The following is an 18,820-nucleotide window of genomic DNA, read 5'->3' on the forward strand; positions in this document are numbered from 1 at the left end:
GGCACGCCGGAGGAGGAGCGATGTCGACGAAGACCCTGGACGAGCCGGCCCGCAGGTTCGAGGAACTCCTCGGACCCGGGTCGGTCATCACCGATCCCGTGCGGCTGCGCACCTACGAGTGCGACGGGCTGACCCACCACCGGGTCACCCCCGGAGTCGTGGTGCTGCCGGAGAGCACCGAGCAGGTCGCGGCCGTGGTGAGGATCTGCAACGAGTACGACCTGCCGTTCGTGGCCAGGGGCGCCGGGACCGGACTGTCGGGCGGTGCCCTGCCACGGGCCGACGGGGTGCTGGTCGTGACCTCGAAGATGCGGCGGATCCTCTCCGTCGACCTGCCGAACCGGAGGGCGACCGTGGAGCCTGGGGTCACCAACCTGGCGATCACCGAGGCCGTCCGCGACCTGGGCCGCTACTACGCGCCCGACCCCTCCAGCCAGCAGGTCTGCACGATCGGCGGCAACGTGGCCGAGAACTCCGGCGGCGCCCACTGCCTGAAGTACGGCTTCACCGTCAACCACGTGGTCGGCCTGGAGATCGTCACCCCTGACGGTGACATCGTCGAGCTGTCGGACACCGATCCCGGATACGACCTGCTGGGCGCGTTCATCGGCTCCGAGGGCACCCTCGGTATCGCGACCAAGGTCGTCGTACGGCTGAGCAGGCTGCCGGAGGCCGTGACGACGCTGCTCGCGGCGTTCGAGGACATCGAGCGGGGCGGGCAGGCGGTGTCGGCGATCATCGGCGGAGGCATCGTGCCCGCCGCGATCGAGATGATGGACGCCCTCGCCGTCGAGGCGGCCGAGGCGGCCGTGGCGTGCGCCTACCCGGAGGGCGCGGGGGCGGTGCTCATCGTGGAGCTGGACGGCCCCGCGGAGGAGGTCGCGCACCAGTTCGGCGAGGTGACACGGCTCTGCCGGGAGAGCGGCGCGTTCGAGATACGGGTCGCCGACGACCCGGCGGAGCGGGCCGCGATCTGGCGGGGCCGCAAGTCTGCGTTCGCCGCGGTGGGCCGGATCAGCCCCGCCTACATCGTCCAGGACGGTGTCGTCCCCCGCACCGCGCTGGGCGGGGTGCTGGCGAGCATCGACGCCCTCTCCCGCGAGTACGGCATCAGGGTGGCGAACGTCTTCCACGCCGGTGACGGCAACCTGCACCCGCTGGTGCTGTTCGACGACGCCGAGCCGGGTGCGGAGGAGAGGGCGGAGATCGTGTCGGGGAGGATTCTCGACCTGTGCATCGAGCACGGCGGTTCCATCACCGGCGAACATGGCGTCGGTGTGGACAAGTCACGATATATGCCGAAAATGTTCTCTGACGACGATCTCAACACCATGCAGCTGGTGCGCTGCGCCTTCGACCCCCGCGGCCTGTCGAACCCGGGAAAGATCTTCCCGACCCCCCGGCTGTGCGGCGAGGTCCCCGGGGTCCGCAAGGGCGCGCACCCGCTGGTCGAGTCGGGACAGGCGGAGCACTTCTGATGGGAGCACCGCTGGAGGCACCGTTGACGGCACAGCAGGCACAAAAGGCACAGGAAGCGCAGAAGGCGCTGCGCGCGACGGGCGTGACGATCCGGGAGGCGACCTCCGACGACGCGGTGGGCGGGGTCTCGCCACGCTGGGTGGCCCTGCCGGAGAACACCGGGGAGGTCGCCGCGCTGATGCGCGTCTCGGCCGCCCACGACCTGGCCGTGGTCCCGGTGGGAGACGGCACCAAGCTCGGCTGGGGCAATCCCCCCGAACGGTGCGACCTGCTGATCGACACCTGCTGTCTGCTCCTCGGGGACGGAACCGCGGTCGAGCACTCCTCGGGCGATCTCGTGACGCGGGTCGGCGCGGGACTCCCCCTCAACGTCCTCAACGCCACGCTCTCGCGGTCGCGGCAGGAACTCGCCCTGGACACGCCCCTGGGCGCCGGCACGGTCGGCGGGACGCTCGCCACCGCGGTCGCCGGCCCCCGCAGGTTCCGCTACGGCACCGCCCGCGACCTGCTGATCGGCATCACGGTCGTGCTGGCCGACGGCACGATCGCCACCTCGGGCGGCAACGTCGTCAAGAACGTCGCGGGCTATGACCTGGGCAAGCTCTTCACCGGCTCCTACGGCACGCTCGGCGTCATCACCGAGGCCACCTTCCGCCTCCACCCGATCCCCGCCGACCGCCGGTGGGTCACCGTGGACCTGCCCGCCGGCGGACCGGGTTCCGCCGGTTCCCCCGCGAGGGACGGACTGGACGCGCTGGACGCACTGGTCGCCGAGCTCGCGGCCTCGCAGGCCGAGCCGAGCGCCGTCGAACTGGAGTGGCCGGACATCACCGGCGAGGCCACCGTCTGCGCGCTCGTCGAGGGAGTGGCGGCCGATGTCCGCGCGGAGGCCGTGCGCACCTCGATGGACGAGTACGGGAGCGCGCGGATCACCGCCGAGGCGCCCGCCTGGTGGTCGGTGCCGCCCGGCGAGGAGGTGCTGCTGGAACTGCGGGTCCCGCCCGCCGCGGCCTGCCCGGCGCTGCGCGCGGTCGCCGCACGCGGGCTGCCCGCTCGGGTGCGCGGGTCGGTGGCCTCAGCGGTCCTGCTGGCCGCCCTGCCGGGGGACGTCGGCGAGGCGGAGTTCTCCGGGTTCGTGACGGGCGTACGCGACGACCTGCGGCGGCTCGGCGGCGCGCTCACGGTGCTCGCCGTGCCCTCCGCTCTCGCCCGCGGGATCGACCGCTGGGGTCCCTCCGGCGCCCTGCCTCTGATGCGGCGGGTCAAGGAACGGTTCGACCCCGGCCGGAGGATGTCCCCCGGCCGGTTCGCGGGAGGGATCTGACATGGACCCTGAGCTGATCAACGACTGCGTGCACTGCGGGTTCTGCCTGCCCTCGTGCCCGACGTACGTCCTGTGGGGCGAGGAGATGGACTCCCCGCGCGGCCGGATCCACCTGATGAAACAGCACGTCGAGGGCACACCGCTCACGCCCGAGATGGCCGGGCACTTCGACGCGTGCCTGGGGTGCATGGCATGCGTGCCCGCCTGCCCGTCCGGGGTGAGGTACGACCGGCTGATCGAGCAGACCCGGGCCGAGGTGGAGCGGGTGCACGTGAGAGAGCCTGACGACAGGGCGCTGCGGGCGCTGGTCTTCCAGCTGTTCCCCTATCCCCGGCGGCTGCGGGCGATGCGGCTGCCGCTGCGGCTCAGCGCCGGGCTGCGCCGCGCGGTCGCGCCGAGGCTGGAGCGGATCAACCCGTCCCTGGCGGCGATGGCCGACCTCGCTCCCCCGGCCGCCGACCGGACGCGGCTGCCGCGAAGGATCGCGGCGCGGGGCCCGCACCGGGCCACGGTCGGCATGCTCACCGGCTGCGTGCAGGGGGAGTTCTTCCCCCAGGTCAACGAGGCCACGGCCCGGGTGCTCGCGATGGAGGGCTGCGACGTGGTGATCCCGCCCTCGCAGGGCTGCTGCGGGGCGCTGTCGCTGCACTCCGGCCAGGAGAGGCAGGCCCTGCGGTTCGCGAAGCGGACGATCGCCACCTTCGAGCGGGCGGGCGTCGACACGATCGTCGTCAACGCCGCCGGATGCGGATCGACGATGAAGGACTACGCGGAGATCCTCGAGGGCGAGGGCGGCGAGTGGGTCGAGAGGGCCCGGGCGATCAGGACCGTCGACCTGGCGGAGTATCTCGTCGCGCTCGGCCCGGCGGCCGAGCGCCATCCGCTGCCGCTCACCGTGGCCTACCACGACGCCTGTCACCTCGCCCACGCCCAGGGGGTACGGTCCCAGCCCCGCGAGCTCCTGGGCGGCGTGCCCGGCCTGAAGCTGAAGGAGATCGCCGAGTCGGCGATCTGCTGCGGCTCGGCGGGAACCTACAACCTGTTCCAGCCCGAGACCGCGAAGGACCTCGGTGACCGCAAGGCGGAACGGGTGCTCGCCACCGGCGCCGACCTGCTGGTCTCGGCCAACCCCGGCTGCACCATGCAGATCGCCTCGGCGATCCGCCGCCGGGGCGCCGAACCCGTCCCCGTGGCGCACACCGCGCAGGTTCTCGACGCCTCGCTGCGCGGACTCGCGAGGGTGCCGTGAGGGCGGGTGGGGATCTCGTGAGCGGCCCGTCCCGCCGGTACGGGACGCGCCGAGGTCGAGGGCCGTCCCGTGGGGAGGGCACATGAGCGCGGTGCAGTCGGTCGACCGGGCGCTGGACGTGCTGGAGGCGCTGGCCGAACGGGGCGGGGAGGCCGGCCTCTCGGAGATCGCGGCGAGGACCGGCCTGCCGTACGGGACGATCCACCGGCTGCTGCGCACGCTGCTCGCCCGGGGCTACGTGCGCCAGGAGTCCGACCGCCGCTACGCCCTGGGGGGCGCTCTGGTGCGGCTCGGCGGGGTGGCCGAGCGCATGGTGGGCGTGTGGGCGCAACCGTACCTGACGAGGCTCGTCGAACTGTCGGGTGAGACGGCCAACCTGGCGGTGCTGGAGGGTGACTTCGTGGTCTACGTCGCCCAGGTGCCCTCGCCGAGGCGGCTGCGGATGTTCGCGGAGGTCGGCAGGCGGGTGCTGCCGCACAGCACCGCCGTGGGGAAGGTCCTGATGGCCGACAGGGCGGACAGCGAGGTGGCGTCGCTGGTCGAGCGGACCGGCATGCCCCGCAGGACCGCCAACACGATCACCGACCTGCCCGGGATGCTCGCCGAGCTGGAGCGGGTGCGAGAACACGGGTACGCGATGGACCTGGGCGAGGAGGAGCTGGGCGTGCACTGCCTGGCGGTGGGCGTACGGGACGGGGCGCGGACGATCGCCGCGCTGTCGGTGTCCGGGCCGGCCGAGCGCATCGCCGCGCTCGACCGGCGGGACCTCGCCGAGGGCATGCGCAGGATCGCGCACGACTTCGGCGCCGAACTGGGGCCGATCACGCCCGGCGGAGCCGAGCGCGTCTCGTGAGCCGATCGCCGCCCTGGCAGGGGGCGGCGTGCGGCGACCGTGGGATCACCGGGGACGGCCGCCGGACGAGGGTTCCAGAAGACTGGGCGGCTGCCGGGTGCCGGAGGGTGGGGGCCGAGGTCAGCATCCGGGAGGGGTGAGGGATGAGGGCCCGGATCAGCTGTGCAGGCGGTGGACGGGTGATCCGTCGGCCGCGCAGCGGACCTCGACCTTGACCTCGTCCTCCTCGGACTCGAACTCGACGCGGGCCCGGTCGGCGGGTCCGCGCTCGACGTCGTCGGCCTGGAAGCCCTGGGCCGGACTCCACGACCGCAGGGTGACGAGGCCGCCCTCGCACCGGGCGATCACCCTGCCGCCCTTCGTGATGATCAGCCGGCTCTCGCCGGGCTCCGCGGCGGTGGTGGCGGGCTCGGGGGTGGCCTCACCGGACTCCTCGACGCCGTCGGTCTCGGAAGGGGCACTCTCGGAAGGGGAGGGAGCGGTGGGCGGGGCACTGGGAAGGGACGAGGCGAGGGCGAGCGCCTCATCCACCTCGGCGGCGGAGAGCGGCCGAAGACCGGTGTCCGTCAGCGGCTCGCTGAGACGATCGATCACCGCCACACCCGCTCCGATCGCGAGAAGCCCGGTGATCAGCCATCCGGCCACGACCAGGGGAAGACGCTTGCGCATGTCCTCACTGTGCCACCTGGAACGATAAGACAACGCTAAGGAGCGGCTAACCCGCTTTTGACGCGGTGCCGGAGAAGGCTAACGTGGCGGCAAATGTCGAATGTGCTGCTCATCGAGGACGACGCCGCGATCCGCACCTCCCTCACCCGGGGCCTGCGCGATCGCGGCCACGCCGTGTCGTCCGCCCCCACCGCTCTCGAAGGCCTGCGGCTGGCCGTCGAGGAACACCCCGAGCTGGTCGTCCTCGACCTCGGCCTGCCCGACATGGACGGCCTGGACCTGCTGCGGATGCTCCGCGCGGTGAGCCGGGTCCCGGTGATCGTGGCGACCGCGCGAGACGGCGACACGGAGATGGTCAGGCTGCTGGACGCGGGTGCCGACGACTACGTGGTCAAGCCGTTCAGCGCGGCCCAGCTCGACGCGCGGATCCGGGCCGTGCTCCGGCGGGTGGCGGGCGAGAGCCGCGCCGACAGCGCGGTCACCGTCGGTGGCCTGCGCATCGACCCCCGTACCCGGGAGGCGACCCTGGACGGGACGCCGCTGGATCTGAGTCCTCGCGAGTTCGACCTGCTGCACTACCTGGCGGCCAGGCCCGGCGAGGTGGTCACCAAGCGGGAACTGCTCACCCACGTCTGGCAGATCCCCTACGGCGGAGCCGACAAGACGGTGGACGTCCACCTCTCCTGGCTCCGCCGCAAGCTGGGCGAGACATCCCAGGAGCCCCGCTACCTGCAGACCGTCCGGGGTGTCGGCGTGCGACTGGCCGCCCCGGCATGAGGCGCTGGCTGACCCTGCTGGTCGCGGCGACCACCTCCCTCGTACTGATCGCCCTGCTGGTCCCGCTCGCCCTGCTGGTCCGCACGGTCGCGGTGAGCGGAGCGGTCAGTGAGGCGGAGAGCGAGGCCGAGTCGGTGGCGGTCGTGGTCGGCGCGGTGGACACCGAGACCCTGCGGCTCACCGCGGAACAGGCCAGGCATCCGGTGACGGTCTTCCTTCCCGGCGGGGAGGTGATCGGCGATCCCGCGCCGCGCTCCACCGCCGTGGAGCTGGCCTCCCGCGGCCGCAGCGTCACCGCCGCCGCGCCCGGCGGGCGGGAGATCCTGGTCGCGGTCCAGGGGGCGCCCGGGGGCACGGCGGTGGTCCGGGTCTTCCTGGACGACGCCGACCTGACCAGGGGCGTGCCCCAGGTCTGGGCCGGGCTGGCGGCGCTCGGCCTGGCCCTGGTCGGACTGGGCGTGCTGGTCGGCGACCGGCTGGCCCGCGCGGTGATCAGGCCGATCACCGCGCTGGCGAAGGTGTCGCACCGGCTCGCGGCGGGCGACCTGTCCGCCAGGACGGTGCCCGACGGCCCTCCTGAGGTGCACGCGGTCGGTCTCGCCCTCAACCACCTGGCCGAGCGCATCACCGGCCTGCTCGCAGAGGAGCGGGAGAGCGCCGCCGACCTGTCCCACCGGCTGCGCACCCCGCTCACCGGGCTGAGGCTGGAGGCGGAGTCACTGGCCGATCCCGAGGAGTCGGCCAGGATCGAGGCGAGGGTGGACGCCCTGGAACGCGCCGTCACCTCGGTGATCACCGAGGCGAGGCGGCGGGTGCGTGAGCGGGCCGAGTGCGACGCGGCGGCGGTGACCGAGGCGCGGGTCGCGTTCTGGTCGGTGCTCGCCGAGGACCAGTCACGAGACTTCACCCTGGATCTCGCCCCGGGACCGCTGCCGGTCGGGGTCGCCGCGGACGACCTGGCCGCCTGTGTGGACGCCCTGCTCGGCAACGTGTTCGCGCACACCCCGGAGGGGGTCTCGTTCTCCGTACGGCTGGAGGCGACCGGCGACGGCGCGCTGCTGACCGTCGCCGACGCGGGTCCCGGCTTCGCCACGCCCGATCCGCTGCAGCGTGGCGAGAGCGGGGCCGGATCGACCGGTCTCGGCCTCGACATCGCCCGCCGCACGGCGGAGTCGGCGGGTGGCTCGCTGTCCCTGCGCACCTCCCCCTCCGGTGGGGCGAGCGTGATCCTGTTCCTGCCCGCCGTCACGTCCTGACCCCGGAACCCTCGCCCCCGCGGTGGCCGGAGGTGGACGCGGTGGCCGGGGAGTTCACGGAACCGATGAGGAAGCCCCCGCCCATCCCCGCGACGCCCGCGTGCTCGTCCCACCTGTGATCTGCCGCACTTCAGACAATGAAATGTTGCACAATCTGAAAGTTTCTCCCTACTGTTGACGTCGTGACCAGTGTGGAGAGCGTGGACGAGCTCGGCCGGAGAGATCGAAAGAAGCTCGAGACCCGTGCGGCGCTGGAGCACGCCGCCCTGACGCTGGTGGCCGAACACGGCCTGGCGGGTGTCACGGTGGAGGACATCGCCACGGCGGTGGACCTCTCCTCGCGCACGTTCTTCAACTACTTCCCGTCCAAGGAGGACGCCCTTGTCGGAGCGAGCCCGGCGTCCGTCGCCGAGCTGCGCGAGAGGCTGGAGGCCGTGCCGGCCGAGGTGCCGGTTCTGGAGGCGCTGCGCCTGATGTCACGGGTCGAGGCCGAACACGTCCAGCAGCGCCGCGAGCAGTGGCTGCTGCGGTTGAAGGTGTTCGAGCAGAACCCGTCACTCCTGCCGCGGCTGGTCGCCAACGGCACCGAGACCGAGCGCGCCGTGTCCGCCGTCGTCGCGCGCAGAATCGGCGTCGAACCGGGTACGAGCGGCTATCCCGAGCTGGCCACCGCGGTGGCCATGGCGGCCTTCCGGGCGGCGATGATGCGCTGGAGTGCCGCGGACGGCCGCCCGGCGCTGGCCGACCTGGTTGACGAGGCCTTCTCCCAGCTCGCCGCCGGCCTGCCCAATCCGTGACCGTCCCGGTCACCGTTCTCCTTCGATCACCCCCCGAACACGTTCCCGTTCGGAAGGCGTCCGCGCGAGTCACGCGGAGCGCCGGTCCCCCGCCCGAGAAATCGAGGAAAGATGACATCCACCAGCGCGCAGCCCGAGTCCGTGGCCGCGGCGCCCACCTCCAGGAGAAAGGTGCTGCAGGCGCTGTCGGGACTGATGGTGGGCATGTTCGTGTCCATCCTGGCCTCGACCGTCGTGGCCAACGCCCTGCCCCGCATCATCACCGACCTGCAGGGCACGCAGACCGTCTACACCTGGATCGTCACCTCGGAGCTGCTGGCCATGACGGCCACGGTGCCGCTCTGGGGCAAGATGGCCGACCTCTACAACAAGAAGTTGCTGATCCAGCTCTCACTGGGGCTGTTCGTGGTGGGCTCGCTGATCGCGGGTCTCACACCGAACGTGGAGATCCTCATCGTCAGCCGCGTAGTGCAGGGCATCGGCGCCGGCGGCATGACCGCGCTCGCGATGATCGTGATGGCGGCCATGATCCCGCCGCGTGAGCTCGGCCGCTACGCCGGCATCTTCGGCGCCGTGTTCGGCGTCGGCACCGTGGCGGGCCCGCTCATCGGCGGCGTGCTCGTGGACACCTCCTGGCTCGGCTGGCGCTGGTGCTTCCTCATCGGCGTGCCGTTCACGATCCTGGCCATCGTCCTGCTGCAGCGCACGCTCGACCTGCCGGTGGTGCGCAGGGACGTCAAGGTCGACTACCTGGGCGCCCTGCTGATCACACTGGGTGTGTCCACGCTGCTGATCTGGTCGTCCCTGGCGGGCAACCAGTTCGAGTGGGGCTCCTGGTGGACCGTCGCCCTGGTGAGCGGCGCCCTGGTCACCCTCGCGCTCGCCATCTGGGTGGAGTCGAGGGCGGCCGAGCCGATCATCCCCCTGACCATCTTCAGGAACCGCACCGTCACCCTCGCCACCGTGGCGAGTGTGCTGGTCGGCGTGGCCATGTTCGGCGGCACGGTCTTCCTGTCGCAGTACTTCCAGGTGGCGCTCGGCAAGTCGCCGACGGTCGCCGGCCTGCTGAGCCTGCCGATGGTGTTCGGCCTGCTCGTCTCCTCCACCGTGGCCGGCCAGCTCATCACCAAGTGGGGCCGCTGGAAGGGCTTCCTGGTGGCCGGCGGCGTCGTCATGCTCGCCGGGATGGGCCTGCTCAGCACCATCGACGGTCAGACCGGCATGGTGCTGCTCGGGATCTACATGGCGGTGCTCGGCATCGGTGTCGGCATGCTCATGCAGAACCTGGTCCTCGCCGCCCAGAACGACGTACCCGCCCACGACCTGGGGGTCACCACCTCGGTGCTGACCTTCTTCCGCAGCATGGGCGGCGCCGTCGGCGTCAGCGCCCTGGGGGCGGTGCTGGCCAACCGGATCACCGCGCTCATGACGGAGAGGCTCGGCCCGATGGCCGCCGGCGGCGCGGGTGGCGAAAGCGGGGCCGTACCCGACATCTCCAAGCTGCCCGCTCCCGTCGTCCGCATCGTCCAGGACGTGTACGCGACGGCAACCGCCGAACTTTTCCTCATCGGCGTGCCGCTCACCGCGCTCGCGCTGGTGGCGGTCCTGTTCATCAAGGAGAAGCCGCTCAACACGCTGTCGGGCGAGGAGCGGCTGGCCCGGGAGCAGGCCGCGGCCGCCGGTCACTGATCGGACCGCCGGAAACGGCGCTGGGGAGCACGCCGGAATCCGGTGGCGGGCCGTACTCACCGTCGGTTAACGATCTCTTAGCGTGCCCCTAGCAAAGTCTCCGCAAATCTTGACCCATGACACGAATCACCAGAATCACCGTCGGAGCCCTCGCAACCGCCGCCCTCCTCACCGGTGGAGGCGGCATCGCCCTCGCCGCGCACCAGACGGACGGTGCGGCGATCACCGCCACCGCGGCCACGACCGGCACGACCGGCGTGACCGCGGTCGGCACCACGGGTGCCGCCACCGCCCCCGTCACCACCTCGGCGTACATCTCCTCCGGCCAGGCCGTGAAGATCGCCAAGAAGCGAGTCCCCGGCGCGCGCGTGAGCAAGGTCGAGCGCGAGTGGGAGCACGGCCGACGCGCCTGGAAGGTCGAACTGCACAAGGGGGCCTGGGAGTACGACGTCTACGTGTCCGCGAAGACCGGAAAGATCATCAAGTTGAAGCGCGACTACGACGACTGATCAGCAGGATTTGAGGACGTCCTCCATGGCGTCCTTCTCCCCCTGCGTCACCCACATCTCGTACTTGACCTTCACCTTGATCTGACGTTCCACATAGGGGCACCGGTAGGCGCGGTCCGGCGGCAGCCAGGTCGCCGCGTCTCCGGCGCCCTTCTGGCTGTTCAGCGGCCCGTCCACCGCCAGCAGGTTCAGCGGGTCGTTGGCGAGTTCCTTCCGCTTGGAAGCGGGCCACTGCTGGGCGCCCTTCTGCCAGGCGTCGGCGAGCGCGATCACATGGTCGATCTGCACCGCCATGCTGGTCCGTGTCCCGCGCTCGAACTTGATGGTCTTGCCGCTGTAGGGGTCCTCAAGAATTCCGGACTGCACGATGCAGCCCTCCTCGCCCTTCTTGAAGACCTCCTCCTTGAGGTCGCGAATGAGAATGTCGTTGCGGGTGTCACAGCCGTTCTTGTCGACGTCCGACCACGCGGGGCCGAACTTGTCGCGGTTGAATCCCGTCATCGGGGCGCGCCCCTTGACCTCGAGTTTCCTCAGGTCCTTGAGCGCCTCGGAGGCGGAGTTCCTGTCCCCGGAAGCCCCTCCTGAGGACCGCGTCCCCTCGTCCACGCCTCCGTCGGGAAACGGGCCGCAGCCCGCCACCGTGAACGCGATCGTCGCGACGACCACGCCTCGTACCAGTGCCGTCCGCACCCTGCCACCTCTCACGTGCTCACCAACTGAAGCGGCAAATTACCTCAGATGCCGCCCTCAATCTTAAAAGCCTTAAGAAGCCTTTGGGAGAACGAGAGAATTTCTGACCCATCAATCCATGCCTTACCAGCATCTTTCTCACTCGATACGGACAAAAGCTACCAAAGACACTCCTCTCGGAGCAGCCGGATCAGGTGATCAGGATCCCGCCGTCGACAGGGATCACCGCACCGGTGACGTACGAGGCGGCGTCCGAGGCGAGGAAGATCGCGGCGGCGACGAGCTCGGCCGGGTCTCCCGCGCGCTTCATCAGCACCCGCTGCTCAAGCTGCCTGGCCAGATAACCCTCGGCGTACTGCTCGGTCATCTCCGAGGCGAAGAACCCCGGCTCGACGCAGTTGACCCGGATGCCGCGCCGCTCCGTCCACTGCTGGGCGAGATCGCGCGTGAGGCCGACGACCCCCGCCTTGGAGGCGCTGTAGGCGGCCTGCGGCAGACCGGCGGTCGTCTCGCCCAGAATGCTCCCGATGTTGACGATCGAGGAGCCGGGCCTCATCACCCTGGCACAGGCCTGCGCCATCCAGTAGGTACCGTGCAGGTTGATGTCCACGACCTGCCGGAACTGCTCGGGCGTCTCCTTCAGCGCCGGGACCGCCGAGCCCACACCCGCGTTGTTGATCAGGATGTCCACCGCGCCGAGTTCGGCCACCGCCGTCTCGGCCAGTGCCCGGCAGTCCTCCGGCCTGGTCACGTCGGTGGCGAGGGCCACGCACCGCCTGCCGGTCTCCTCGACCAGTGCGCGGGTCTCCTCAAGGCGGTCCTTCCTACGGGCACCGATCACGATGTCCGCGCCCGCCTCGGCCAGCCCTCTCGCGAACGCGACACCCAGCCCCGAGGACGCGCCGGTGACGATCGCGACCTTGCCGTCCAGCCGGAATCGTTCCAGCATCGGGGTCCTCCCTCATCCGTCCAACATGCCGAATGAGATTCTAGTGACCGTGCCGGAAACCGCCCGCGAGGGGTCGGTCCACTCGCGGGCGACGCGGTGTCCTGTGCTCGCCGGTGATCCTGGCGGGTCACCGGCGATATGGGCTCCGAGTGGGTCACGAATGACCGCGCCCCTCCCTTCCTGAGGCGGCGCGCGGACCACACCTCCCGAAGGGCGGGCGGCGCCACGGACCGCCGGGCACGGCCGTGGCGAGCCGTCCTACAGGCCGTACTCCTTGGTGATCCGCTCGTGCCGCTCCACCTCGACGTCGACGGCCTTGGCCAGGTCGAGCCAGGCCAGCGGGTGCACCCAGCGCTCGGTGGCGTCGTCCAGAAGCGCGTCGAGCTCGACCGGGCTGACATCCGGCGGGACCGCGATCCAGCCGAAAACGCCGGGCAGCGGCTCGCCCGAGGTCGGGTGGGTCACGGTGTAGTTGTCGTCGCTGTAGACCCACATCGGCCAGCCGCGCTCGACCATGACGTCGTTGAACTCCGTCCAGTCGGCCTGGCTGGGAGCGGCGCCGTCGAAGAACCAGCTGGTGTAGCCACCCGGACGGAGCATGCTGACCGCGGCGAAGGGCGGGACGAAACTCTCCTGCTCCTCTGCACTCTCCGGGATCGGCTCAAGCAACTGCGGCTCGAAGACGACCAGGTCACCGGCGTTGTACTCCATACCGGGAGGCTGGGGGATGGCCAGACGCGCCGTCGCGGGGCCGGTGCGCACGCTCAGGACCTGCCGCTGGCTGCCGTCCGGGGCGGGAAGGATGATGCGCACCAGGCCCATCTCCTCCTCGATCGGCCCCTCGGTCGACTGCAGCGGCATCCCGATCTTGGCGGTGCCCAGACGGACGGTCTCCCAGTCCTCCGCGGCCGTCGCCATGACGATCATTCGCCAGACGTCCTGCTGCTCGATCTCCTCCGAGTCGAGGAGATCACGCAGCACGCCGGCGCCCTTGGCGTTGTCGCCGAGCTGCTGCGCCGCGGCCGACCACAGGCGGACCGCCTCGATGCCGCCGCCCGCGGCGACCGCCGCCTCGCCCTCGGCCGCCGCCTGCTCCCAGCGCTCCCGCGAGGTGTACAGGCGGCCCAGGGCCATGTGGCGCTGCGCGGCCGGCAGCCGCTCCGCCACCTGCTCCAGGCGCTCGTCCTGGCGGGCCTCGATCAGCAGGCCGCTGAGATACGAGGCGTCCTGCGGGTCCGCGGTCTCGATGTCACCGGACTCGACCAGCATGGTCCAGTAGATGTCGGCGCCCTTGGCCGGGTAGCCGAGGAAGCCCAGCGTGGTGGTGTGGCGCCGGGTGGCCTCCACGTCACGGCCGGACAGCGGGGCCAGCCAGCCCACCCAGCGCTCCGGGTCGGCGTTGAAGCCGTCTGCTGCGTCGAAGTAGCCGACCAGCTCGTCCGTGGGACCCGGGGCAGGAAGCGCGGTGGCGGAGTCCGCGGCGGCGCGCAGCTCGGTGATCCGCTCGGCGATGTCACCGGGGCTCCTGAGCTCCCCCGCCGCGGACTCCGCCAGGTCGGCCAACAGCCGCGCCTGCCAGATTCCCTGGCGCGCGACCGCCAGGTGCCCCGCGACGAGCGCCAGTTCGACCCGGGCGCGGTAGCCGCCCATCATCGCGAAGTAGTCGATCCACTGCTTGAGCACCCGGCCCAGCTGCCAGGTGTTGGTGATCTGCGTCGCTCCGGTGAGCGCGTGGATGGCGTGCGACCACTCGACCCAGACGCGAGGGTGGTCGCCGACCACGTCGAGGTCGGGCAGGGCGTCGACGGACTCCTGAACCCTGCCGAGGGTGGCGAGCACGAGTGAGCGGAGCACTCCCTCGCGGTGCTCCTTGGCCACCGGGTCGTCGGGCTTGAACCCGGTCGCGGCGTCGAGCGCGGTGAGCGCGTCCTCGGCTCGTCCGGCGGCGAGCAGCGCGCGGGCCGAGGCGGCCCCCAGCTCCCAGCTCGCCTCACGGTCGGCACCGCCGAGCGCCGCCACCGCGGTCTCGGCGTGGGAGACGGCCTCGTCGACGCGCCCCGCGTCGACGAGCGCCGCGACGTACTGCTCGGCGACGGAGGCGAAGGCCAGCGAGCCGGGCTCGACGTCCAGGGCCGAGAGCGCGGCCAGCCGCTCGGCGGCGTAACCGGGACCGTCCGCGTTCGCCTGCGCGATGACCAGCGCCACGACGGCACCGGGCACGGACGGGCACTCGCGGACGTCCTCCCGCTTGGTGAACTCCACCAGCGTCTCGGCGTCGGCGATCGCGACCGTCCCCTGCGCGCGGTCGCCGACGCGGCCGATCAGGTGCCAGTAGCGGGCGTAGAACTCCAACCAGGGCAGTCGCAGGTTCTCCGCCTGCTGCGCGATGGCGGGCGCGAGCACGTCGAGCTGCCCGTACCGGCCTTCCAACGCCTGCGCGGGCACGTCTCCGATCGCCATAGCCAGACCGGTGTTGCCTGCCTCATGCAGTTGCCGCTGGGTGTCGCCCACCCAGGCCCAGATGTCCACGTCCATGGGACGTCAGTCTGCCAGGTCGGGGAGCATGCCCCAAACGGCTTGGCGATCCCGTGCACCTCCGAGGCCTCACGGTATGGCCCCGCACGTGCGGATGAGCGTGTCCCCGCCGGGCGCGGGGCCCGCGGCGACGCCACGAGGGTCACGAAAGATTCACCTCCGCGCCCCAGAGCGTGTCCCCGGCGGGCACGACGCGCCCGCGCGACAGCGCGGGCGGCGAAGGCGGCGAAGGCGGCGACGTCATGCGCACCGCTCGGAACGCGACCGGGACACGTACCACTCCGAACGCGACCACACAGGACACGGCCGAGGGAACGTGCCGTTCGGCGCGTGACCCACACCGGACACGACCCAGGACGCGCACCGCTCAGAGCGTGACCACACCGGAGGCGACCAGGACGGCGGGACCCGCCAGGTAACTGGTGTGTTCGTCGAGAGTGACGGTGACCGTGCCTCCGAGCACCTCCACCGCCCAGGTGCCGCCGCTCTCACCGGCCAGCCGCGCGGCCGCCACCGCCGAGGCGACGGCGCCGGTGCCGCAGGACCTCGTCTCACCCGAACCGCGCTCGAAGACCCGCATGACGACCCGGCGCGGGCCCACCGGATTGAGCAGCTCGATGTTGACCCCGCCGGGGAAGGTCTCGGGGTCGAACGCGGGCTGGTGACTCAGGTCGAGTTGGGCCACCGGGTCGCCGATGACGCAGGCCAGGTGGGGGTTGCCCATGTCGACGTGCAGACCCTCGTACTCGTGGCCCGCGACGGTCGTGCGACTCGATCCCAGCACCCTGGGCGGGCCCATCTCGACGGTCACGTCACCCGTCTCCGCCAGCCGCACCCGCTTGACGCCCGCCCTGGTCGCGACACCGAACTCCCCGGGCGCGGCGAGTCCCGCGTCGACCAGGTAGCGGGCGAAGACCCGCACCCCGTTGCCGCACATCTCGGCGACGCCGCCGTCGGCGTTGCGGTAGTCCATGAACCACTCGGCCTCGCCCGCCTGGCCGGACACCTCCGGGCTGAGCTTCGTCCGCGTCACGCGCAACACGCCGTCCGCGCCGATCCCCGCGCGCCGGTCGCACAGCGCCGCCACGGTCGTCGCGGACAACTCCAGCTCACCGTCCGGGTCGGGGAGGATGACAAAGTCGTTCTCGGTGCCGTGTCCCTTCACGAATCGCATTCACCAACCCTATCCGGGCACGCTTCCGCCCTCATCACCCCGGCCGGTCACCCGCGCCTCCGTCCGCACCCCGGCCGGTCACCCACGCCCGTATCCGCTCCCCGGCCGGTCACCCGGAGCGGTCAGCCGCGAATCGCGGCGAGCGCGCGCCCCAGAAGGTCGGGCTCCTGCTGGGGAAGCCAGATCACGCGAGGATCGCGGCGGAACCACGACTCCTGGCGGCGGACGAACCTCCGCGTCGCCCGCACCGTCTCCTGCTTCGCCTCCTCCTCGGTGCACTCCCCGCCGAGGAAGCGCAGCACCTGCGCGTACCCGAGGGCACGGCTCGCCGTACGGCCTCCGGCGAGCCCGCGCGCGGCCAGCTCCCTGACCTCGTCCACCAGCCCGGCCCGCCACATGTGGTCGACCCGCGCCTCGACCCGGGCGTCCAGCGTCGCCCTGGGCACCTCCACCCCCAGCTGGACGCTCTCGTAGACGGCGTCGTACGACGGCATCGTGGCCGAGAACGGCCGCCCGGAGATCTCGATGACCTCCAGCGCGCGGACGATCCTGCGCCCGTTGCCGGGGAGGATGGTCTCGGCGGCCTTCGGATCGCGCTCGCGGAGCCGCTCGTACAGCGGGCCGGGGCCTCGCAGGTCGAGTTCGGCCTCCAGCCGGGCGCGGACCTCCGGATCGGTACCGGGGAACTCCAGGTCGTCCAGAGCGGCCCGCACGTACAACCCTGATCCGCCCACCAGGATGGGCACGACCTCCTTCGCCCGCAGGTCGTCGATGAGCGGCCGGACCAGCGACTGGTACTCGGCCACGCTCGCGGTCGTGGTCACGTCCCAGATGTCCAGCAGGTGGTGGGGCACTCCCCTGCGCTCCGCCACGGACAGTTTCGCCGTTCCGATGTCCATTCCTTGGTAAAGCTGCATGGAGTCGGTGTTGATCACCTCGCCCCCCAGTTCGAGGGCGAGATCCACGGCCAGGTCGGACTTTCCGGCCGCGGTCGGGCCGACGACGGCGATGACGGGTAGCTGAGGCACGAGGTAAGTCTGCCAACTCCCCGGGTATGGATGAGAGGCGATGTGTCCTCACATCGGAATTGGGGGATTCACCATGTCGATCCTCGACAAGGTCAAGCACATGCTGGGTGGCGGCGCCAAGACCGAAGAACTCGCCAAAAAGGGCATCGACAAGGCGGAACGGTTCGCCAAGAAGAAGCTGGGGCCGAAGCACGCCCAGCAGGTCGACACCGCCGCTCAGAAGGCCAGGGAGATGGCCGACAAGATCGACGAGCCGGACCGCACCACACCACCGGGTACGACACCGGCGCCCGGACGCACCACACCTCCCGGACCTTCCGGGCGGGGAGACACCGCGTCCGGTCCCGGCACAACACCGCCGCCCTCAGGGCCCTAGACGATCCGTCGACGATTTGCCGGGCCGATTCCGGTCCCCGGCGTCAGTCCCAGTCGAGCATCGGCTGCAGGTAGCCCTCCAGGGTCAGCAGCCAGCGCTTCGACTCCACCCCGTCGCCACCGCTGAACCCGCCGAGCCCGTTGCCCGCGACCACCCGGTGGCACGGCACGATGACGGGGATCGGGTTGGCTCCCATGATCGACCCGATGGCCCGCGCGGGAACACCCGTCCCGCTGCGGGCCGCCAGCTCCCCGTAGGTCACCGCCTTGCCGTACGGGACCGTCTCGTACAGCGTGCCGAGCACCCTGCGCTGCACCGGCGAGGTCAGCCGCCAGTCCAACGGCACCCCGAAGACCTTCAGCCTGCCCGCGTAGTAGTCGCCCAGCTCGCCGAGCACGGCCGCCGTCATGCCGGGATCGTCCGTCTCCTCCAACCCCAGCCGTTCGAGCAGGCGTGCCCTGAACCGGGACGGATCCTCCCAGCCGACGCTCACCACGCCGTCCTCGGTCACGGCGACGGCCATGTCCCCCAGCCGCGTCGGAACGCTCCCGAACGCCACGGTCCCCGCCATCGGCCTCGTCTTCCCTTCGCGAGATCGTCGTCACCGACGCCTCTGGCGCCATCCTCGTCCGCCACGGTACAGCCACTTCCCTGCGGGATCACTCCGTCCAGCGGGCGACGAAATAGCCGACGCCGTAGGGCGCGTCGTCGTAGAGGACCTCGCCGCGCAGGGCGCCTCGGCACCCGCCGAGAACCTGCAGGGCCGCACGGCCCGCGACCCACAGCACGGCGGCCTCACCGGGGTCGAGCGCCGGGATCTCGGCGCGGGCCAGTGCCTCGACGATCGCCCGGTTGTACGGTTTCGCGCGGGGGTCCAGATATCCGGGGGACTTCTCGGTGAGGCAGGCCGAACCGTCGGCCATGACGAGCATCGCCACGCGACCGGCCGTGGCCGCCAGCCGCTCTCCCAGGGCCGCGCACTCCCCGGGAGAAGCGTCGAAGGAGATCGCGTGGAATCCCGAAGCGGTCAGACGCTCCGCGTCGAGGAGGCGGCGTCCGATCGTCAGGGACAGCGGCAGGACAGGCTCCCCCTCGCCGCCCCGGACGTCGACGCCCCAGGGCGCGAGGCTTCCCGCCGCGTCCGCGCCGTACGCCGCGGTTCGGTCGGCGCCTCCCACCACCACGACCTCGTCGGCTCCCGCGCCGCGCAACGCCCCGATCGCGGCCGCGCAGGCCGCCCTGAGGTCGTCGAGCTCCGAGGCCGCGGCCCCGGCCAGCTCGGGGACCAGCAGCGGGGGATGCGGGCACACGGCCGCGGCGACAAGCACCTCGCCAGACTAACGGAGCCCTCCCCCGGCGACCGTCTCGCGGTCTCGCGGTCTCGCGGTCTCGCGGTCTCGCGGTCTCGCGGTCTCGCGGTCTCGCGGTCTCGCGGTCTCGCGGTCTCGCGGTCTCGCGGTCTCGCG

The 18,820-nt window shown here is 71.5% G+C and carries 18 protein-coding genes; 10 read left to right on the plus strand and 8 right to left on the minus strand.

Going from position 1 to position 18,820, the window contains the following annotated elements; all coding sequences use genetic code 11:
• Positions 1 to 20: 20 nt before the first annotated feature.
• The 4 genes from AB0B90_RS04335 to AB0B90_RS04350 all read left to right on the plus strand — a co-directional run bounded on the left by AB0B90_RS04335 (position 21) and on the right by AB0B90_RS04350 (position 4,905).
• Positions 21 to 1,478 (plus strand): FAD-linked oxidase C-terminal domain-containing protein, encoded by a 1,458-nt coding sequence (locus AB0B90_RS04335; RefSeq protein ID WP_350944601.1) that lies wholly within the window; start codon positions 21 to 23, stop codon positions 1,476 to 1,478.
• Positions 1,478 to 2,803 (plus strand): FAD-binding oxidoreductase, encoded by a 1,326-nt coding sequence (locus AB0B90_RS04340; RefSeq protein WP_362920765.1) that lies wholly within the window; start codon positions 1,478 to 1,480, stop codon positions 2,801 to 2,803. The genes AB0B90_RS04335 and AB0B90_RS04340 overlap by 1 nt, the downstream gene beginning before the upstream one ends.
• Before the next feature lies 1 nt (position 2,804).
• Positions 2,805 to 4,052 (plus strand): heterodisulfide reductase-related iron-sulfur binding cluster, encoded by a 1,248-nt coding sequence (locus AB0B90_RS04345; protein ID WP_350944604.1) that lies wholly within the window; start codon positions 2,805 to 2,807, stop codon positions 4,050 to 4,052.
• Positions 4,053 to 4,134: 82 nt separating this feature from the next.
• Positions 4,135 to 4,905, plus strand: a complete 771-nt coding sequence (locus AB0B90_RS04350) for an IclR family transcriptional regulator (protein ID WP_350944605.1) — start codon at positions 4,135 to 4,137, stop codon at positions 4,903 to 4,905.
• A 156-nt stretch (positions 4,906 to 5,061) separates the two neighbouring features.
• Here the strand turns inward: AB0B90_RS04350 and AB0B90_RS04355 are convergent, their stop codons facing one another.
• Positions 5,062 to 5,574 (minus strand): hypothetical protein, encoded by a 513-nt coding sequence (locus AB0B90_RS04355; protein ID WP_350944606.1) that lies wholly within the window; start codon positions 5,572 to 5,574, stop codon positions 5,062 to 5,064.
• A gap of 93 nt (positions 5,575 to 5,667) precedes the next feature.
• Between AB0B90_RS04355 and AB0B90_RS04360 the strand changes: the two genes are divergently transcribed.
• The 5 genes from AB0B90_RS04360 to AB0B90_RS04380 all read left to right on the plus strand — a co-directional run bounded on the left by AB0B90_RS04360 (position 5,668) and on the right by AB0B90_RS04380 (position 10,602).
• Positions 5,668 to 6,351: a response regulator transcription factor gene (locus tag AB0B90_RS04360; protein ID WP_350944608.1), complete on the plus strand. Its 684-nt coding sequence runs from the start codon at positions 5,668 to 5,670 to the stop codon at positions 6,349 to 6,351.
• A complete protein-coding gene (locus tag AB0B90_RS04365) occupies positions 6,348 to 7,607 on the plus strand; it encodes a HAMP domain-containing sensor histidine kinase (protein WP_350944610.1) in 1,260 nt (419 codons plus the stop codon). The genes AB0B90_RS04360 and AB0B90_RS04365 overlap by 4 nt, the downstream gene beginning before the upstream one ends.
• A 182-nt stretch (positions 7,608 to 7,789) precedes the next feature.
• Positions 7,790 to 8,404: a TetR family transcriptional regulator gene (locus tag AB0B90_RS04370; RefSeq protein ID WP_350944611.1), complete on the plus strand. Its 615-nt coding sequence runs from the start codon at positions 7,790 to 7,792 to the stop codon at positions 8,402 to 8,404.
• 111 nt (positions 8,405 to 8,515) lie between these two features.
• Positions 8,516 to 10,093: an MDR family MFS transporter gene (locus tag AB0B90_RS04375; protein ID WP_362920768.1), complete on the plus strand. Its 1,578-nt coding sequence runs from the start codon at positions 8,516 to 8,518 to the stop codon at positions 10,091 to 10,093.
• A gap of 116 nt (positions 10,094 to 10,209) precedes the next feature.
• A complete protein-coding gene (locus AB0B90_RS04380) occupies positions 10,210 to 10,602 on the plus strand; it encodes a PepSY domain-containing protein (protein WP_350944614.1) in 393 nt (130 codons plus the stop codon).
• Here the strand turns inward: AB0B90_RS04380 and AB0B90_RS04385 are convergent, their stop codons facing one another.
• The 5 genes from AB0B90_RS04385 to miaA form a co-directional block, all read right to left on the minus strand.
• The gene (locus AB0B90_RS04385; RefSeq protein WP_362920770.1) at positions 10,603 to 11,292 is read right to left on the minus strand and encodes an HNH endonuclease family protein; all 690 of its coding nucleotides are present in this window, start codon (positions 11,290 to 11,292) and stop codon (positions 10,603 to 10,605) included.
• Positions 11,293 to 11,482: 190 nt separating this feature from the next.
• The gene (locus AB0B90_RS04390) at positions 11,483 to 12,241 is read right to left on the minus strand and encodes an SDR family oxidoreductase (protein ID WP_350944616.1); all 759 of its coding nucleotides are present in this window, start codon (positions 12,239 to 12,241) and stop codon (positions 11,483 to 11,485) included.
• A 258-nt stretch (positions 12,242 to 12,499) separates the two neighbouring features.
• Positions 12,500 to 14,776 (minus strand): tetratricopeptide repeat protein, encoded by a 2,277-nt coding sequence (locus AB0B90_RS04395; protein ID WP_350944617.1) that lies wholly within the window; start codon positions 14,774 to 14,776, stop codon positions 12,500 to 12,502.
• A gap of 367 nt (positions 14,777 to 15,143) precedes the next feature.
• Positions 15,144 to 15,950, minus strand: coding sequence for a diaminopimelate epimerase (gene dapF, locus AB0B90_RS04400; RefSeq protein WP_350944618.1), 807 nt, complete (start codon positions 15,948 to 15,950; stop codon positions 15,144 to 15,146).
• 122 nt (positions 15,951 to 16,072) lie between these two features.
• Entirely contained in the window at positions 16,073 to 16,978 is a 906-nt protein-coding gene (miaA, locus tag AB0B90_RS04405; protein WP_350944620.1) for a tRNA (adenosine(37)-N6)-dimethylallyltransferase MiaA, read from the minus strand.
• A 73-nt stretch (positions 16,979 to 17,051) separates the two neighbouring features.
• Between miaA and AB0B90_RS04410 the strand changes: the two genes are divergently transcribed.
• Entirely contained in the window at positions 17,052 to 17,354 is a 303-nt protein-coding gene (locus AB0B90_RS04410; protein ID WP_350944621.1) for an antitoxin, read from the plus strand.
• 43 nt (positions 17,355 to 17,397) lie between these two features.
• Here the strand turns inward: AB0B90_RS04410 and AB0B90_RS04415 are convergent, their stop codons facing one another.
• Together AB0B90_RS04415 and AB0B90_RS04420 are read right to left on the minus strand one after the other, a co-directional pair.
• Positions 17,398 to 17,925, minus strand: a complete 528-nt coding sequence (locus AB0B90_RS04415) for a methylated-DNA--[protein]-cysteine S-methyltransferase (RefSeq protein ID WP_350944622.1) — start codon at positions 17,923 to 17,925, stop codon at positions 17,398 to 17,400.
• Between the two features lie 88 nt (positions 17,926 to 18,013).
• Complete coding sequence (locus AB0B90_RS04420) at positions 18,014 to 18,682, minus strand: hypothetical protein (RefSeq protein WP_350944623.1); 669 nt, start codon at positions 18,680 to 18,682, stop codon at positions 18,014 to 18,016.
• Positions 18,683 to 18,820: the final 138 nt, after the last annotated feature.

The organism is Streptosporangium sp. NPDC049078 (assembly GCF_040648855.1).
Classification (GTDB): domain Bacteria; phylum Actinomycetota; class Actinomycetes; order Streptosporangiales; family Streptosporangiaceae; genus Streptosporangium.

What these genes read in the sequence shown, in the direction of transcription:
- AB0B90_RS04335 (WP_350944601.1), top strand. Translation starts at nt 21, where the DNA reads ATGTCGACGAAGACCCTGGACGAGCCGGCCCGCAGGTTCGAGGAACTC.
- AB0B90_RS04340 (WP_362920765.1), top strand. Translation starts at nt 1,478, where the DNA reads ATGGGAGCACCGCTGGAGGCACCGTTGACGGCACAGCAGGCACAAAAG.
- AB0B90_RS04345 (WP_350944604.1), top strand. Translation starts at nt 2,805, where the DNA reads ATGGACCCTGAGCTGATCAACGACTGCGTGCACTGCGGGTTCTGCCTG.
- AB0B90_RS04350 (WP_350944605.1), top strand. Translation starts at nt 4,135, where the DNA reads ATGAGCGCGGTGCAGTCGGTCGACCGGGCGCTGGACGTGCTGGAGGCG.
- AB0B90_RS04355 (WP_350944606.1), bottom strand. Translation starts at nt 5,574, where the DNA reads ATGCGCAAGCGTCTTCCCCTGGTCGTGGCCGGATGGCTGATCACCGGG.
- AB0B90_RS04360 (WP_350944608.1), top strand. Translation starts at nt 5,668, where the DNA reads ATGTCGAATGTGCTGCTCATCGAGGACGACGCCGCGATCCGCACCTCC.
- AB0B90_RS04365 (WP_350944610.1), top strand. Translation starts at nt 6,348, where the DNA reads ATGAGGCGCTGGCTGACCCTGCTGGTCGCGGCGACCACCTCCCTCGTA.
- AB0B90_RS04375 (WP_362920768.1), top strand. Translation starts at nt 8,516, where the DNA reads ATGACATCCACCAGCGCGCAGCCCGAGTCCGTGGCCGCGGCGCCCACC.
- AB0B90_RS04380 (WP_350944614.1), top strand. Translation starts at nt 10,210, where the DNA reads ATGACACGAATCACCAGAATCACCGTCGGAGCCCTCGCAACCGCCGCC.
- AB0B90_RS04390 (WP_350944616.1), bottom strand. Translation starts at nt 12,241, where the DNA reads ATGCTGGAACGATTCCGGCTGGACGGCAAGGTCGCGATCGTCACCGGC.
- AB0B90_RS04395 (WP_350944617.1), bottom strand. Translation starts at nt 14,776, where the DNA reads ATGGACGTGGACATCTGGGCCTGGGTGGGCGACACCCAGCGGCAACTG.
- dapF (WP_350944618.1), bottom strand. Translation starts at nt 15,950, where the DNA reads ATGCGATTCGTGAAGGGACACGGCACCGAGAACGACTTTGTCATCCTC.
- AB0B90_RS04410 (WP_350944621.1), top strand. Translation starts at nt 17,052, where the DNA reads ATGTCGATCCTCGACAAGGTCAAGCACATGCTGGGTGGCGGCGCCAAG.
- AB0B90_RS04415 (WP_350944622.1), bottom strand. Translation starts at nt 17,925, where the DNA reads ATGGCGGGGACCGTGGCGTTCGGGAGCGTTCCGACGCGGCTGGGGGAC.